14 protein-coding genes and 1 rRNA gene are annotated in these 15,799 nt (G+C 65.5%); 7 read left to right on the top strand and 8 right to left on the bottom strand.

Annotated features, from left to right (window positions below):
* Positions 1-162: 162 nt before the first annotated feature.
* Positions 163-1,038 carry a 4-hydroxy-tetrahydrodipicolinate synthase gene (gene dapA, locus GZH52_RS15220; protein WP_163317752.1) on the top strand — a complete coding sequence of 292 codons (876 nt, stop codon included), beginning with the start codon at positions 163-165 and terminating at the stop codon, positions 1,036-1,038.
* A 3-nt stretch (positions 1,039-1,041) separates the two neighbouring features.
* A complete protein-coding gene (gene bamC, locus GZH52_RS15215; protein WP_163317750.1) occupies positions 1,042-2,187 on the top strand; it encodes an NlpB/DapX family lipoprotein in 1,146 nt (381 codons plus the stop codon).
* A 600-nt stretch (positions 2,188-2,787) separates the two neighbouring features.
* Here bamC and GZH52_RS15210 read toward each other — a convergent pair.
* The gene (locus GZH52_RS15210; RefSeq protein ID WP_203525801.1) at positions 2,788-3,924 is read right to left on the bottom strand and encodes a ribosomal protein uL16 3-hydroxylase; all 1,137 of its coding nucleotides are present in this window, start codon (positions 3,922-3,924) and stop codon (positions 2,788-2,790) included.
* A 114-nt stretch (positions 3,925-4,038) separates the two neighbouring features.
* Between GZH52_RS15210 and GZH52_RS15205 the strand changes: the two genes are divergently transcribed.
* Positions 4,039-4,518 carry an FKBP-type peptidyl-prolyl cis-trans isomerase gene (locus tag GZH52_RS15205; protein ID WP_163317748.1) on the top strand — a complete coding sequence of 160 codons (480 nt, stop codon included), beginning with the start codon at positions 4,039-4,041 and terminating at the stop codon, positions 4,516-4,518.
* A gap of 46 nt (positions 4,519-4,564) precedes the next feature.
* Here GZH52_RS15205 and prmC read toward each other — a convergent pair whose 3' ends face one another.
* The 5 genes from prmC to GZH52_RS15180 all read right to left on the bottom strand — a co-directional run bounded on the left by prmC (position 4,565) and on the right by GZH52_RS15180 (position 9,153).
* Positions 4,565-5,380 carry a peptide chain release factor N(5)-glutamine methyltransferase gene (prmC, locus tag GZH52_RS15200; protein ID WP_163317746.1) on the bottom strand — a complete coding sequence of 272 codons (816 nt, stop codon included), beginning with the start codon at positions 5,378-5,380 and terminating at the stop codon, positions 4,565-4,567.
* Positions 5,380-6,819, bottom strand: coding sequence for a magnesium transporter (gene mgtE, locus GZH52_RS15195; RefSeq protein WP_163317744.1), 1,440 nt, complete (start codon positions 6,817-6,819; stop codon positions 5,380-5,382). The genes prmC and mgtE overlap by 1 nt, the downstream gene beginning before the upstream one ends.
* Positions 6,820-7,023: 204 nt before the next feature.
* Positions 7,024-7,707 (bottom strand): monofunctional biosynthetic peptidoglycan transglycosylase, encoded by a 684-nt coding sequence (mtgA, locus tag GZH52_RS15190; RefSeq protein ID WP_163317742.1) that lies wholly within the window; start codon positions 7,705-7,707, stop codon positions 7,024-7,026.
* Positions 7,708-7,771: 64 nt separating this feature from the next.
* Complete coding sequence (gene aroE, locus GZH52_RS15185; protein WP_163317817.1) at positions 7,772-8,596, bottom strand: shikimate dehydrogenase; 825 nt, start codon at positions 8,594-8,596, stop codon at positions 7,772-7,774.
* 104 nt (positions 8,597-8,700) lie between these two features.
* The gene (locus tag GZH52_RS15180; protein ID WP_163317740.1) at positions 8,701-9,153 is read right to left on the bottom strand and encodes a rhodanese-like domain-containing protein; all 453 of its coding nucleotides are present in this window, start codon (positions 9,151-9,153) and stop codon (positions 8,701-8,703) included.
* A 263-nt stretch (positions 9,154-9,416) separates the two neighbouring features.
* On the opposite strand from GZH52_RS15180, the gene glnA reads away from it, so the two are divergent.
* The 4 genes from glnA to ntrC all read left to right on the top strand — a co-directional run bounded on the left by glnA (position 9,417) and on the right by ntrC (position 13,982).
* Positions 9,417-10,835: a type I glutamate--ammonia ligase gene (gene glnA / locus GZH52_RS15175; RefSeq protein WP_163317738.1), complete on the top strand. Its 1,419-nt coding sequence runs from the start codon at positions 9,417-9,419 to the stop codon at positions 10,833-10,835.
* 82 nt (positions 10,836-10,917) lie between these two features.
* Positions 10,918-11,376 (top strand): DUF4124 domain-containing protein, encoded by a 459-nt coding sequence (locus tag GZH52_RS15170; RefSeq protein ID WP_163317736.1) that lies wholly within the window; start codon positions 10,918-10,920, stop codon positions 11,374-11,376.
* A gap of 103 nt (positions 11,377-11,479) precedes the next feature.
* Positions 11,480-12,553 carry a nitrogen regulation protein NR(II) gene (glnL, locus tag GZH52_RS15165; RefSeq protein ID WP_163317735.1) on the top strand — a complete coding sequence of 358 codons (1,074 nt, stop codon included), beginning with the start codon at positions 11,480-11,482 and terminating at the stop codon, positions 12,551-12,553.
* 16 nt (positions 12,554-12,569) lie between these two features.
* Positions 12,570-13,982 carry a nitrogen regulation protein NR(I) gene (gene ntrC / locus GZH52_RS15160; protein ID WP_163317726.1) on the top strand — a complete coding sequence of 471 codons (1,413 nt, stop codon included), beginning with the start codon at positions 12,570-12,572 and terminating at the stop codon, positions 13,980-13,982.
* Between the two features lie 78 nt (positions 13,983-14,060).
* On the opposite strand, the gene GZH52_RS15155 is transcribed toward ntrC, so the two are convergent.
* A complete protein-coding gene (locus GZH52_RS15155) occupies positions 14,061-15,389 on the bottom strand; it encodes a M20/M25/M40 family metallo-hydrolase (RefSeq protein ID WP_163317724.1) in 1,329 nt (442 codons plus the stop codon).
* 227 nt (positions 15,390-15,616) lie between these two features.
* A 5S ribosomal RNA gene (rrf, locus tag GZH52_RS15150) occupies positions 15,617-15,731 on the bottom strand.
* Positions 15,732-15,799 lie beyond the last annotated feature (68 nt).

Here is a 15,799-nt window from a genome sequence, read left to right as displayed (position 1 = left end):
AATCCCCGGGCCGGTCGGCCGTAAGTCTTCGGAAAAACGGGAGATTCTACCATAGACGCGCGCGCTGCTGCAGTGTGGCAACACCGCTGTGCCGCTCTTTTGCCCGCTTCGCGAATTCCGCTACAATCTGAAGCCTTTGCCAATAAAAACGTAGGCCCAACTATGCTCACCGGTAGCCTGGTAGCTCTGGTCACCCCGATGTTCGAGGATGGCCGGGTAGATTTCGAAGCACTGAATCGCCTCGTCGACTTTCATATCGAAAACGGCACCGACGGCATCGTCGCGGTCGGCACCACCGGCGAATCCGCCACGCTAAGCGTCGACGAGCACCTCGCCGTCGTGCAGGCCGTCATCAAGCACGCCGCAGGCCGCATCCCGGTGATCGCCGGCACCGGCGCCAACAGCACCGCCGAGGCGATCGAACTGTCGCGCCACGCGCAGGAACTTGGCGCCGACATGACGCTGTCGGTCGTCCCCTACTACAACAAGCCGACCCAAAGCGGCATCTACCGGCATTACCGCGCGATCGCCGAGGCGGTCGACATCCCGCTGATCATGTACAACGTGCCGGGCCGCACCGTCGCCGACATGTGCAACGACACCGCGCTCAAGCTCGCCGAAATCCCGAACATCGTCGGCCTGAAAGACGCAACCGGTGACCTCGGCCGCGCCTGCGACCTGTTCCGCCGCGCGCCCGAGGGCTTCGCGCTGTACTCGGGCGACGACCCGACCGGCATGGCGTTCATGCTGTGCGGCGGCCACGGCGTGATTTCGGTCACCGCCAACGTCGCGCCCGCCGCGATGAGCCGCCTGTGCAAGGCTGCCATCGGCGGCCAGGTGCGCGAGGCGCGCGCGATCAACGACCCGCTGCAGGGCCTGCACAAGCACTTGTTCGTCGAACCGAACCCGATCCCCGCCAAGTGGGCGTTACACCGGATGGGGCTGATCCCCGCCGGCATCCGCCTGCCGCTCGAACCCATCGGCGAGGGCACCAAGCCCGTCGTCGAAACCGCCATGCAACAGGCCGGAGTGATCTGACCGATGAAAACCACCCGCAACACCACCCTGGCGGCGCTCTTGGCCGGCACGCTCGCCGCGTGCGGCAGCAACGCGCCGCTGGAGAAACCGCTCGACTACCAGTCCGACACCAAGGTCGACAAGAAGACCAGCCTGGAGATGCCGCCAGACCTGACCGCGCCGCAAATCCAGAACCGCTACCAGCTGCCGGACAGCGGCACCGCGTCGCTCAACGCGTACAGCAACAACGCGCCGCAGCCGAACACCGCAACCGTGGCCGCCGCCGGCAACAGCGCGCTGCTGGCCACCCCGACCAACGCGCGCATCGAGCGCGGCGGCACGCAGCGCTGGCTCGTGATCGACGGCAAGCAACCCGAACAGGTCTGGCCGCTGCTCAAGGCGTTCTGGCAGGACAACGGCTTCGTGATCAAGAGCGAAGAGCCCGATATCGGCCTGATGGAAACCGACTGGGCCGAAAACCGCGCCAAGCTGGGCATGGATCCGGTACGTCGCCTGCTCGAAGGCGTGGGTCTGGGCGGCGTGATGTCGACCCCCGAGCGCGACAAGTTCCGCATCCGCCTCGAGCGCACCGCCAACGGCACCGAGGTCTACTTCACCCACCGCGGGATGTACGAGACCTACGTCAACGAGGGCAAGAGCGAGACCAAGTGGCAGCCGCGCCCGGCCGACCCCGAGCTCGAGACCGAGTTCCTCGCCCGCTTCATGGTCCTCCTGGGCAGCAGCGAGGCGCAGGCCCAGGCGTCGGCCAAGGCCGCGCAGACCCAGGCGCCCGCCGTGCAGCGCGCCCGCGTCGAGGGCAATCAGGTCGTGGTCGACGACGACTTTGACCGCGCCTGGCGCCGGGTCGGCCTCGCGCTCGACCGCGTGGGCCTCTTGGTCACCGACCGCGACCGCTCGCAGGGCATCTACTACGTCAAGCCCGCCAAGGCCGACGCGCAAAGCAAGGCCGACGACAGCGGCTTCTGGCAGAGCCTCGCCTTCTGGCGCGACGGCAAGTCGGCCGCCCCCCAGCAGGACGAACAATACCGCATCATGCTCAAGAGCGACGCCAAGCGCACCGACATCTCGTTCCTCGACAAGGCCGGCCAGCCGCTGCCCGCCAAGATGGCCGAGCAGTTCGCCCGCAAGCTCGAAGAGCAATTGCGTTAAGCTGTAGCCCCACAACGGACACCCCCCGCTTCAAGCGGGGGTTTTTGTTTGCACGCAACACCGGCAAGCCAGCCGCCGCACGCGATAGACGCAAAAAAACCCGCCGCAGCGGGTTTTTTCACTATCGCAAAAGCGATTACTGAGCAGCGGAAGCGTCAGCAGCCGGAGCGGAAGCGTCAGCAGCCGGAGCGGATGCGTCAACCACAGCAGCGGAAGCCTCAACGGCCGGAGCCGAAGCCTCGACGGCCGGGGCGGAAGCTTCAGCCGGAGCAGCTTCTTCTTTCTTGCCACAAGCGGACAGAGCTACGGCCAGCAGGGCAGCAACGAGGAGCGACTGTTTCATTTTTGTATACCTTTGCGATAAGTGTAAAAACAAGACGTTAACTTCAGCCAGACCCCACCCGGGACCTGATCAGAATGCTTGTGAAGACGATTCTAGCACGAAAAAATTTTCTGGGAAGTGGAACTCTCCGGAAATTTTTCACTCTGAAGCGCCGCTGATACTGCAACGCAACACCCAGCCAGACCCACCTTCAAACGAAGCAAAATGATAGCCATGACTGGCCGCCACATCAAGCATCCGTTTGTATTATTGCGCCATCAATCTGCCCCCGGACGCCAGTAGCCGTCGAGGTAGCCCTGGTACAGGGCCTCCAGCATGTCATGCCCGGCCTGCACAGGCGCCAGACGACGCTGGTTGGCCAGTTGTTGCCACTCTACAACAGAGGGGTCGGCCCCCTCCAGCCGCTCGCCGTTGCAATACAGCACACCCCCGCCGTAAAGCAGCTGGGTCTTCGCATCCAGCACCACGCCGTGCGCCTCGACTGCCACGGCGAACGCGTCCTCGTCCAGTTCCTCGTCGGGCCCCTCATAAAACACGTGCGGCTTGGGCTCGGTCAGATAATGGCCGAGAAAATCGGCGACCGTCGAACGATCCCAGCGCACCTGCGAGAGCAGTTCGGCCACTTGGTCGACCATCGCGTCGGGAATGCGCGCCGGCTCCCGCTGCGGCATGAGTCCCGGGTCGGCGTAGCGCCCTTCAAGGCAGACCCTGTCCTGCAGGTAGACCAGGAACTCGGTCGCCAACTGCTGGGAGGTCGGTGCCCTGAAGCCGATCGAGTAGGTCATCCCCGGCTCAAGCGCGACGCCGTAGTGCGCGTAGCGCGGCGGCAGGTACAGCATGTCGCCGTGCTCAAGCACCCATTCCTCTTCGCAACGGAAGTCCTGCAGCACCTTGATCGGCTCGCCTTCGACAAAGCGCTCGTCGTCCTGCGCCGACACCTGCCAGCGCTTGCGCCCGCCCACCTGCAACAGGAACACGTCGTAGGAGTCGAAATGCGGGCCGACCGTGCCGCCCGGTGGCGCGTAGCTGATCATCAGGTCGTCCAGCCGCGCGTAGGGGATGAAGTTGAAACGCCACAGGATCTCGTCGACATGCGGCAGCAGCTGGTTAACCCCCTGCACCAAGAGCGTCCAGTCGGTATCGCCCAGCCGCTTGAAACGCCCGGCGCGGAAGGGGCCGCGCTCGAGGTGCCAGTGTCCGCCCTTCCATTCGATCAGCCGCGATTCGGCGTCCTCACGCCTGGCCAGTTCGCTGAGCATGGCGAAGTCGACCGGTGCGCCGACCTCGGTCAACGCGCCGCGGATCAGCAGCGGTTTCTTGTGCCAGTACTCGCACAGAAAGGTTTCGGCCGACATGCCGCCCAGCACGCCGATCCCGTTTGCCTCAAGGGTCATCACTCCTCCAATGGTTTACAATACCGGCTGGCGCCGTCAGAATCCGCGCCTCGCCAGGCAGTCCGCCCCGCGCGGCCCGCTGTCCCGACCACACCAGCACGAAAGCCAATTTCAATGCAAATCGCCAAAAACTCCGTCGTGACGCTCGAGTACGAGATGTTCGACACCGACAACAACCTGCTCGACAAGTCCGAAGAAGCGATCGCCTACCTGCATGGCGGGTACGACGGCATCTTCCCGCTGGTCGAAGAAGCGCTGCACGGCAAGTCGGTCGGCGACACCATCGACGTGCTGATGACCTCGGACGACGCGTTCGGCGACCCGGAAGAAGAACTGGTCCGCATCGAGCCGCTCGACGTGTTCCCGACCGACATCGAAGTCGGCATGATGTTCGAAGCCGACGATCCGGAAACCGGCGACGTGCTGCTGTTCCGCGTCACCGACATTGCCGACGGCAAGGCAGTGGTCGACGCCAACCACCCGCTGGCCGGCATGGCCATCCGCTTCAAGGCCAAGATCACCGACGTGCGCGCGGCGACCGCCGACGAAGTCGCCCACGGCCACGCCCACGGCGAACACGGCCACCATCACTGAGCGCGTCTTCCGACCGCAAAAAAGGCAGCCAGAGGGCTGCCTTTTTTCATGCGCGCTGGCCGACGGTCACCCGGTCGAGCCCGGCCAGATCCTGCAGCGTCTCGACCGCGGACAGCCCGGCCGCGGCAAACAGCGCGCGGCAGTCGTGTCCCTGGTCGAAACCGTGCTCGACCATCAGCCAGCCCCCCGCTGCCAGCCGCGCCGGCGCGCCGGCGGCGATCTCGCGCAGGCAGGCGAGCCCGTCGGCCCCGTCGGTCAGTGCGAGCGACGGCTCGAAGCGCACGTCGCCCTGCCCGAGATGCTGGTCGTCCGCCCGGATATACGGCGGGTTGGAAGCGATCAACGCGAAGCCAGTCTCCCCGCCCAAGGGCGCGTACCAGCTGCCTTGCAGGAAACCGACCGTTGCGCCCAGACGCTCGGCGTTGCCACGGGCGACAAAGAGCGCGTCGGCCGACAGGTCGACCGCGCCCACCTGCCACGCCGGCGCCTCCAGTGCCAGCGTCACCGCGATCGCGCCGCTGCCGGTACCGAGGTCGACCACCCGGCACGGCCGGCCCCGGTCGACGCGCGCCAGCGCGGTGTCGACCAATAGTTCGGTCTCCGGGCGCGGGATCAGTACCGCAGGCGACACTGCGAACACGCGGCCGTAGAACTCGCGCTCGCCCAACAGGTAGGCGATAGGCTCGCCCGCGCGCCTGCGCGCGGCAAGCGCCTCGAAGGCGGCCTGCGCGTGCCCGGGCAGGGTCTCGTCGTCGTGCGCGATCAGGCGCACCCGGTCGAAACCGGACGCGGCCATCATCAGCAGCCTCGCCTCCAACCTGGGCAGGCCGCAGCCGGCCATCAATTCGCGTATCGTCGGCATCACATCAGGAACAGGGTGGCGAGCCCGAGGAAAATGAAGAAACCGCCGGAGTCGGTAAACGCGGTAATCAGCACGCTGGAGCCGACCGCCGGGTCGCGCCCCGCGCGCTGCATCAGCACCGGAATCAGCACGCCGAGCGTCGCCGCCAGCACCAGGTTCAGCGTCATCGCCGCGGTCATCACCAGCCCCAGCGGGAAGCTGCCGTACAGCCACCAGGCGACCGAGCCGATCACCCCGCCCCACACCACGCCGTTGATCACGCTAACGCCCAGCTCCTTGCGCCACAGCCGCCACGCCTGCGCGACTTGCAGCTGCCCCATCGCCAGCGCGCGCACGATCATGGTGATGGTCTGGTTGCCCGAATTGCCGCCGATCCCGGCGACAATCGGCATCAGCGCAGCCAGCGCGACCAGGTGCTGGATCGCCCCCTCGAACACGCCGATCACCCGGCTGGCGAGAAAGGCGGTGCACAGGTTGATCGCCAGCCACGCCCAGCGGTTCTTCACCGAGTCGATCACCGGCGCGAACAGGTCTTCCTCTTCCTTCAGGCCGGCCAGGTTCAGCACTTCGCTGTCCGACTCCTCGCGGATCACGTCGACCATCTCGTCGACGGTCAGGCGGCCGATCAGCTTGCCGGCGTCGTCAACCACCGGCGCGGTGACAAGGTCGTAGCGCTCGAAGGCGAGTGCCGCTTTCTCCGCGTCGTCCTCCGGGTGGAAGGTCACCACGTCGGTCGCCATCACCTCGGACACTTCGGCGTCCGGGTCGGAGACAAGCAACTTCCTGATCGACAACACGCCTTTGAGCACTTCGTCGTCGTCGATCACGAAGATCTTGTCGGTATGGTGCGGCAGCTCGTCGAAGCGGCGCAGGTAACGCAGCACCACTTCGCAGGACACGTCGGCGCGGATGTTCACCAGCTCGAAGTCCATCAGCGCGCCGACCGTGCCCTCTTCGTAGGACAGCGCGGACTGCAGTTGCTCGCGTTCCTCGTCGTCCAGCGCGCCCATCACCTCGTAGACGACCTGGCGCGGCAGATCGGGCGCGAGGTCGGCCAGTTCGTCGGCGTCGAGCGTCTCGGCGGCGGCGACCAGCTCGTGCGCGTCCATCGACTCGATCAGCGTCTCGCGGACCGCGTCGGATACTTCGAGCAAGATCTCGCCGTCGTTTTCGCTCTTGACGAGCTCCCACACCAGCAGGCGTTCGTTGAGCGGCAGCGCCTCGAGGATGTAGGCGATATCGGCGGGGTGCAGCTGTTCGAGCTTCTGCTTGAGCTCGACGAGGTTCTGCTTGTGGACAAGGTCCTCGACCAGCGCATGCCTCGGCATGTCCTGGCGATGGACCAGCTCCTCGACCAGATGGTGGCGCTCGATCAGGCGCTGCACCTGGACAAGACTATCCTGCAGACGATCGGTGGTTTTCTTTTCGAGAACCGTCATGCACGTCTCCTGCCGCCGCGGCCGGCGGCGGATACGCGCACGGGTGTTTAGCGGCGGGTGGCTTGGGTCGGTTCGACCCGGGTCGTTGTCGTTATCGGATAACTGGGTAAGTCCATACGATTACCGCGCCCGTTTGCGCGGCAGGAACGAAGGAAAGCGGGGATTGTAGCATGGCCGGCGACGCGCCTTCCAGCGCGTGCCATGTCAGGGTATTTCCGCATAGCGCATCCTGCGCAGGATGATGTTGCTCTTGCGCTTGAGGCCGGACGCGTTGCGGTGCGCGTCGTAATAGCGCGGGTTGGGCACCATCGCGGCGAGCCTCGCCGCCTGCGGTGCGGACAGGCGTGCTGCGCTGCTCCTGAAGTAGTAACGGCTGGCCGCCTCGGCGCCGAACACGCCGTCGCCCCATTCGATCACGTTCAGGTAGATCTCGAAGATGCGCCGCTTGTCCATCACCGCCTCGAGCATCACCGTGATCACCGCCTCGTCGAGCTTGCGCCACGGCGTCTTCTTGCCCGACAGGAACAGGTTCTTCGCCAGTTGCTGGCTGATGGTCGAACCGCCGGCGACGATGCGCCCCTGCTTGAGGTTCTTCTCGAACGCAGCCTCGATGCCGTCCCAGTCGAAGCCCTCGTGGTCGACGAACTTGGCGTCCTCCGCGGCGACGATCGCGCGCTTGAGGTTGGGCGAGATCCGCTCGTACGGCACCCAGCGGTGCCTGAGTTCGGCATCGGGGTTTTCTTCCTGCAATCGGGCCAGTTGTGCGTCCATGAACGCGCTGGCGGTCGGATTGTTGCCGCGCCAGTACACCAGATGGCCGAAGATCCACAGGTAGTAGACAAGGATCAGCGCAAACAGCGCTGCCAGAAGCTTGAAAGCAAGGCGCATCAGAAGCAGACAGGTTGCGGCGTGAAAAAACCGGGCACGCCGCGGGCGCACCCGGCACGGGAGGTCAGGCCAGCACTTCCCTGAGCAGGTTGGTCACGGTGCGGGTCGGCGGCTGCACGCCGCGCCAGATGCGGAACGACTCGGCAGCCTGCTCGACCAGCATGCCCAGCCCGTCGGCCAGCATGCCTGCGTTCTCGGCTTGCGCACGCTGCAGGAAGGGGGTCAGCCCCTTGCTGTACACCATGTCGTAGGCCAGCGTGCGCGCGGAAAAGAGGCCGTGCGGGATAGGCGGCAACTCGCCGGACAGGCTGGTCGACGTGCCGTTGATCACGATGTCGAAGTGGCGGCCGGCCAGTTCGTCGTAGCCGACCGCCTCGACCTCGCCCTGGGCGGCAAAGTGGTGGGCGATCGCTTCGGCCTTGATCAGCGTGCGGTTGGCGATGGTCACCTGGGCCGGCCCTTCGGCAAGCAAAGGTCCCAGCACGCCTCTCACCGCGCCGCCGGCGCCGAGCACCAGCACGCGCTTGCCGCTAACCGGGATGTCCAGGTTGTCGACGATGTCGCGCACCAGGCCGACACCGTCGGTGTTGTCGCCGTACAGGCGGCCGTCCGGCAACAGCGCCAGCGTGTTGACTGCGTCGGCCATCCTTGCGCGCTCGCTCAGTTCGTCGGCCAGGCGGCGGGCATCGCCCTTGAACGGCAGGGTGACGTTCAGCCCCTTGCCGCCTTCGGCAAAGAAGGCACGCGCGGCCTCGGCAAACTGGCCAAGCCCGGCGAACAGCTTTTCGTAACGGATATCCTGCGCGCATTCGCGTGCGAACTCGGCGTGGATGAACGGGGACTGGCTATGGGCAACCGGGTTGCCCACGACGGCGTAGCGATCGGTCATGTCGGGGTCGTCTTGGGCGGCCAGAGCCGCCGGGTGGATGGGAATCGCGGACACTTTAGCGTCGCCGGGGGGCTCTCAGCAACCCATCGGCATGAGAACGCGCGTCAGGCCTGCTGCCAGGGCAGGCCGTGCGCCTGCCAGCCGTTCACGCCGCCGCGGTGGCCGGCACTATCGCGCTCGCCCTCGAAACCTTCGGCGATGTTGTACACACTGGCGTAACCGTTGGCCGCCAGCAGCCGGGCCGCGTCGTCCGAACGCGCGCCGGTCCGGCACAGCAGCAGTACCACCGCCTCGGGGTCGACCTGACGCTGCAACTGGGTGAGGAAGTCCGGATTGGGCAGCATGCCCGGCCAGGTCTTCCACTCGACACACACCGCGCCCGGCACGCCGCCGACAAATTGCCATTCGGCCGCCGAGCGCACGTCGACGAGGCGCGCCTCGGGCAAGGCCTGCAGCAAGGTCCACGCCTCCTGCGGCAACACGACGCCGGAATACGGCAGCGCAAATTCCTGCGCACGCTGGTGCGCCTTTTCAAGGATGGTGCCCACTTCGCTCATCGCCGGCTCCTCGCTCAGGGATCAAGATCAGACAGGATCGAGCATAGCGCGTCGGGCAGGCATGGCCAAGCCACACCAATGCACCACATTAGTGCACGTGCACCACAAAATTCACCATCAAGGTGCATGACTACCACATCAACAAGCCGTTTTACTTATGGCAGAATGGTGTCGGCACCAAAATGCAGCTGGCACGGTTCATGCTTTTTGTCAGGCATCGCAGTCCCCTCACCCGAATACGCTACGCTCTCAAGGAGACCATTATGGCGGTTGCAGACGTTTTGAAACTGATCGAAGAAAACGACGTCAAGTTCGTCGACCTGCGTTTCACCGACACCCTCGGTAAAGAGCAGCACGTGACCATCCCCGCGCACGTGCTGACCGAAGACGCCGAAGAGTGGTTCGAGCGTGGCCACGCGTTCGACGGCTCGTCGATCGCCGGCTGGAAGGGCATCCAGGCGTCCGACATGCTGCTGATCGCCGACCCGGCCTCCGCCAAGATCGACCCGTTCTTCGACGAGCCGACCGTATTCATGAGCTGCGACGTGATCGACCCGGCCGACGGCAAGGGCTACGACCGTTGCCCGCGCTCGATCGCCAAGCGCGCGGAAGCCTACCTGAAGGCCTCCGGCGTGGGTGACACCGCCTACTTCGGCCCGGAGCCGGAATTCTTCGTGTTCGACAGCGTGACCTGGGGCACCGACATGTCGGGCACCTTCGTCAAGATCAAGTCCGAAGAAGCAGCCTGGGCGTCCGCGCAGGAATTCGAAGGCGGCAACACCGGCCACCGCCCGGGCGTCAAGGGCGGCTACTTCCCGGTCCCGCCGGTCGACTCCGGCCAGGACCTGCGTTCGGCCATGGTGCTGCTGCTCGAAGAACTCGGCGTGCCGGTCGAAGTGCACCACCACGAAGTGGCCACCGCCGGCCAGATGGAAATCGGCACCAAGTTCAGCACGCTGACCCAGCGCGCCGACTGGACCCAGATCATGAAGTACGTGATCCAAAACGTCGCGCACAGCTACGGCAAGACCGCGACCTTCATGCCCAAGCCGATCGTCGGCGACAACGGCTCCGGCATGCACGTGCACCAGTCGATCTGGAAGGACGGCAAGAACCTGTTCGCCGGCGACGGCTACGCGGGCCTGTCTGACACCGCGCTCTACTACATCGGCGGCATCATCAAGCACGCCAAGGCCCTGAACGCGATCACCAACCCGGGCACCAACTCGTACAAGCGTCTGGTGCCGCACTACGAGGCACCGGTCAAGCTCGCGTACTCGGCGAAGAACCGTTCCGCTTCGATCCGCATCCCGCACGTGGCGAACCCGAAAGGCCGCCGCATCGAGGCGCGCTTCCCGGATCCGCTGTCCAACCCGTACCTGTGCTTCGCCGCGCTCCTGATGGCCGGCCTTGACGGCATCCAGAACAAGATCCACCCGGGCGACGCGGCCGACAAGAACCTGTACGACCTGCCGCCGGAAGAGGACAAGCTGATCCCGACCGTGTGCGCGTCGCTGGACGAGGCGCTGGCGGCACTGGACAAGGACCGCGAGTTCCTGACCCGTGGCGGCGTATTCTCCAACGAGTGGATCGACGCATTCATCGAGTTGAAGATGAAGGAAGTAAACCTGACCCGCATGACCACCCACCCGGTCGAGTTCGCGATGTACTACAGCCTGTAAGCACCCGCGCTAACGGCAACAACGGCAGCCTCGGCTGCCGTTTTTTCATGACGGGCGCCTCCGATTTCCTTATCATTTCGCCATGAACCGGCCACGCGTCATCTTCCAGTCTCTCACTGCCCTGCTGCTCGGCGTCGCCTGCGCCCACGCGGCGGCGACGACCATTTACAAGTTCGTCGACCAGGACGGGCATGTCACCTACAGCAACATCCCGGTGCGCGGCGCGCAGAAGATCGACGTGCGCGTGACGGGTACCCAGGGCGGTCAAGCCGCTCGCACGCCCCGCGCAAGCAGCCGCCCCCCCGTCCCGGCGCCGGGCAACTTCCCCAGCGTCTCGGCGAGCACCCAGCAACAGCGCGACAGCGGTCGCCGCCAGATCCTGCAGACCGAGCTTGCCAACGAACAGCAGGCGCTCGATGCGGCACGCCGCGCCCTGCTCGACGCGGAAGCCAAACGGCAGCCCGACCAGGGCAAGCTGCGTGCGCAGGTGCAGGACCGCGAGCGCAATGTGGCGGCGCTGCAAAAGGAGCTGGGCCAGTAGGGGCCATTGCTTGCACCAGATTGGTGCGTCGTGCATGCTGGCCTCTGCCCCGGGCAGGAGCGTTTCTTGCTAGCCAGGGCTGCAATACCCCCAGGGAGAGCCCATGCACGCGCCAAGCTACGAAGGACTCGAGCTTCTCGACACGCCGGTCCTCATCATCGAGGCCGACGGTCGCGTGGCCTACGCCAATCCGGCCAGCGAAAGCCTGTTCGGCGCCGGCCGCCGCGAGCTGAACCGGCACCGCCTGTACGACCTGTTCACCGACGCCCGCGCGCTCGAGCACGCGGTCGGCAACGCCTTCTCGCAGCAGGCGAGCTTCATCGAACACGACCTCGAGCTCACGCTGCGCAACGAGCAGACGCTGCCGATCGGGCTGACCGTCACCCCCATCCACGGCGCGCAGCGTGCGCTGATCGAGCTCAGGCTGATCGACCAGCAAAAGCGCATCGCCAACGAGGAGCGGCTGCTCTTGCAGCAGCACGCCAACCGCGAGCTGATCCGCAACCTCGCACACGAGATCAAGAACCCGCTGGGCGGCATCCGCGGCGCGGCGCAACTACTCGAGCACGAGCTCGCCGGCCGCGAAGAGCTGCTCGAATACACGCAGGTGATCCGCGAGGAGGCGTTGCGCCTGCAGTCGCTGGTCGACCGCATGCTCGCGCCGCAGCAGCGGCAGGTCTCGAGTGAAACCAATATCCACGAAATCCTCGAACGCGTACGCAGCGTCGTGCTCGCCGAGTTCCGCAGCGGCCTGTGCGTACGCCGCGACTACGACGTCAGCTTGCCGCAACTGGTCGCCGACAAGGAGCAGCTGATCCAGGTGGTGCTCAACCTGGTGCGCAATGCGGCGCAGGCGATGCACGGCCGCGGCAACATTCTCCTGAAGACGCGGATCTGCCGCCAGGTCACCCTCGCCCGCAGGCGCTACCCGCTGGCACTGAAATTGCAAGTGATCGACGACGGCCCCGGCATCCCCGAGGCGATCCGCGACCATGTGTTCTACCCCCTGGTCACCGGGCGCGCCGAAGGTACCGGGCTTGGCCTGACCCTCGCACAGGCCTTCGTGCACCAGCACGGGGGCGCCATCGAGTTCGACAGCCGGCCGGGCCACACCTGCTTCACCGTCACCCTGCCGTTCAGGCCGGACGACGGCGTGCAGCAGGCGACCAGACCATAAGAAACGAGGAGAGACCATGCTCAATCCGGTGTGGATCGTCGACGACGACAAGGCCATCCGCTGGGTGCTGGAAAAGGCGCTGACCCGCGCCGGCATCCGCTACACGAGCTTCAGTACCGCCGACGACGCGCTCAACGCGCTGTACGACCACACGCCGCAGACGGTGATCAGCGATATCCGCATGCCGGGTACCGACGGGCTGAAGTTCCTCGCCAAACTCAAGGCCGAGCACCCGGCGCTGCCAGTGATCGTGATGACGGCGCACGCCGACCTCGACTCGGCCGTCTCGGCGTTCCAGGGCGGTGCGTTCGAGTACCTGCCCAAGCCGTTTGACGTTGACCAGGCCGTCCAACTGATCGAGCGCGCGCTCGCCGAGTACGGGGACGCCGGCGACGACGCGCACGGCGAGGAGGCGCTGCCCGCGCTGCTGGGGCAGGCGCCGGCGATGCAGGACGTGTTCCGCGCCATCGGCCGCCTGTCGCAATCGAACGTGACGGTGCTGATCACCGGCGAATCGGGCACCGGCAAGGAGCGAGTCGCCGAGGCACTACACCGCCATTCGGTACGCGCGAGCCGGCCGTTCATCGCGATCAACACCGCCGCCATCCCGCGCGACCTGCTCGAATCCGAGCTGTTCGGCCACGAAAAGGGCGCGTTCACCGGCGCGGCGGCGACTCGGCGCGGTCGCTTCGAGGAGGCCGAAGGGGGCACGCTATTCCTCGACGAGATCGGCGACATGCCGACCGAACTGCAGACCCGCTTGCTGCGCGTGCTCTCCGACGGGCACTTCTACCGGGTCGGCGGGCATACCCCGATCCGCGCCAACGTGCGGGTGATCGCCGCGACGCACCAGAACCTCGAGGACCGCGTGCGGCAAGGCCAGTTCCGCGAAGACCTGTACCACCGCCTCAACGTCATCCGCTTGCGCCTGCCGCCGCTACGCGAGCGGCGCGAAGACATTCCCCTGCTGCTGCGCCACTTTCTCGCGCGCAGCGCCCTGCAACTGGGCGTCGACAGCAAGCGCCTGACCGATGGCGCGATGGCAGCCGTCTGCGACGCGCCCTTCCCCGGCAACGTGCGCGAACTGGAAAACCTGTGCCAGTGGCTGACCGTGATGGCGCCCGGGCAGACGGTCGACGTGAGCGACTTGCCGCCCGAGTTCCGCCAGGTCCAGGGCAGTAGCACCGCGCCGGTTGCCGCCGGCAGCGACTGGTGCGCACAGCTGTCTGCCGAGGTCGAGCAGAGGCTCGCCGCCGGCGAGACAGGCATCATCGACGAGCTGGTGCAGCGCTTCGAGCTGACCTGCATCCGCGCGGGTCTCGCGCACACCGGCGGGCGCCGCGTCGAGGCCGCCCAGTTGCTCGGCTGGGGACGCAACACCCTGACCCGCAAGATCCAGGAGCTCGGCCTCGAGCAGGGGAACGAGTAAGTACCGCCTTCACAGCCGCGCAGGCCGCACAAACAAAAAGCGCCCCAGTTTGGGGCGCTTTGGCTTGGGAGGCTTGCTTTACTTCTTGGCGGCCAGGCCGTTGTTGGCGATGTCGTCCAGCAGCAGGATCATGCCGACGGTGCGCGGTGCGAAGGTCTTGAGGTCCGCCGTCTCCTTGTTCAGGTCGTGCTCGTAGTCGGTTTCCACGCCCAGGCCGTCGATGGTCGGGATATGCTTGGACGTGAAGTTGCCGATGGTCACGCCGCCGCCGGACCACTCGACCACCTTGGCGCCGTACTGCTGCTTGATGATGTTCTTGTACGACTCGACCATGCGGGCCGCCTGCGGCGTCTTGGCCATTGCCGGCAGCGTCGAGAACGGGCCCTTCAGCTCGATGCGGGTGCCGCCGACGCTCGGGGTCGCGGCGATCTTCTTGATCGCGGAATCGATCTTCTGCATCAGCGCCGGGTCGTACGCGCGCACCTCGAACTTGGCCAGCGCGTCAGCCGGCACGCTGTTGCGCTTCTTGTTGCCGGTCTCGATCACGCCGAAGTTGATCGACACTTCGGGAATGAACTGGCCGTGGTCGCTCAGGCCGCGCTTTTTCAGCCCTTCGGCGGAGAACTGCGCCGGGTCTTTCGGCAGCGGCGAAGCGAGCTTCATGATGCGGGTAATCTGGTTGGCCAGTTCGACTGTCGCGCTGGCCGACGACTGCGGCGCGTTACCCGCGTGGCCGGTCACCCCGTGCACCTTGAGGTCGTAGTTGGCCGACCACTTGCGCTGGGTGGTCAGGCCCCAGTCCGGACGCGAGGTGTCGACGGACAGCGTCAGGTCGGCCTGCTTGGAGAGTTCCTCGAGCAGTTGCTCCTCGAGGTCGGAGCCGACTTCCTCTTCGCCGTCGAAGTAGAAGATCATCTCGCCGTAGTTCTTGTAACCCAGTTTTTCCAGGCTCTCAGCGAAATGCAGCAACTGGGCGACGGACGCCTTGCTGTCGCCGACGCCCGGACCCTTGGCGATGCCGGTCTTGGCATCGAAGCTGTACGGCTGCTTGGCCAGGCTGCCGACCGGCTGCACGGTGTCGGTGTGGCCGAGGATCAGGACGCGCTGTTTGCCCTCGCCCTTCTTGCGGGCGATCACGTGGGTGCTGCTGTCGTTCTCGCGGAAGCTCACGGTGTAGCCCAGCGGCTCGAACTTGGCCTTCAGCCACTCGGCCATCTTGCGGCTGCCCGCCTTGTCGCCGGTCGGCGACTCGATCTCGGTGATCGTCTTGTGGTCCTGGACAAATGCCGGGAACTGGCCTTCGACCGTCGCCTTGACCTTGGCTGCGTCGAGCGGCGCGGCAAAGGCGGACATGGAAAGGGCAGCCAGGCAGGCTGCCGTCAGCGGTGCGACACGAAGGTAAGACATGGAATGCCTCCAGTTTGCTTGGAAATCGGGTGCGGCAAGCTTAGCCTTCCCTAGCAAATACATTCCATTATTATTTTATGATTATTTGATTTTCGACAAAAACCGTGTGGCTATGCCGGAAAATATCGTCTCGCGGTAGTCCGCTGAATGAGCCGAAGGATTTTTTCGCGCGCACACAAAGCAAAACCCCCGACTGATTGATTCAGTCGGGGGTCTGCGGATGGGGCGTCTGGCGGTGTCCTACTTTCACATGGCGAATGCCACACTATCATCGGCGCTAAGATGTTTCACGGTCCTGTTCGGGATGGGAAGGCGTGGGACCACCTCGCTATGGCCACCAGACATTAACTTGTCAAATTACAGAAGCCGAATCGTGGAACCTCCACGACGGTAGAATCTTGTATCGCGTA

This window comes from Crenobacter caeni (assembly GCF_010435965.1).
GTDB lineage: Bacteria > Pseudomonadota > Gammaproteobacteria > Burkholderiales > Chromobacteriaceae > Craterilacuibacter > Craterilacuibacter caeni.
Note: the sequence above shows the minus strand (reverse complement) of the source record. Positions and strands in the feature narration are given on the sequence as shown.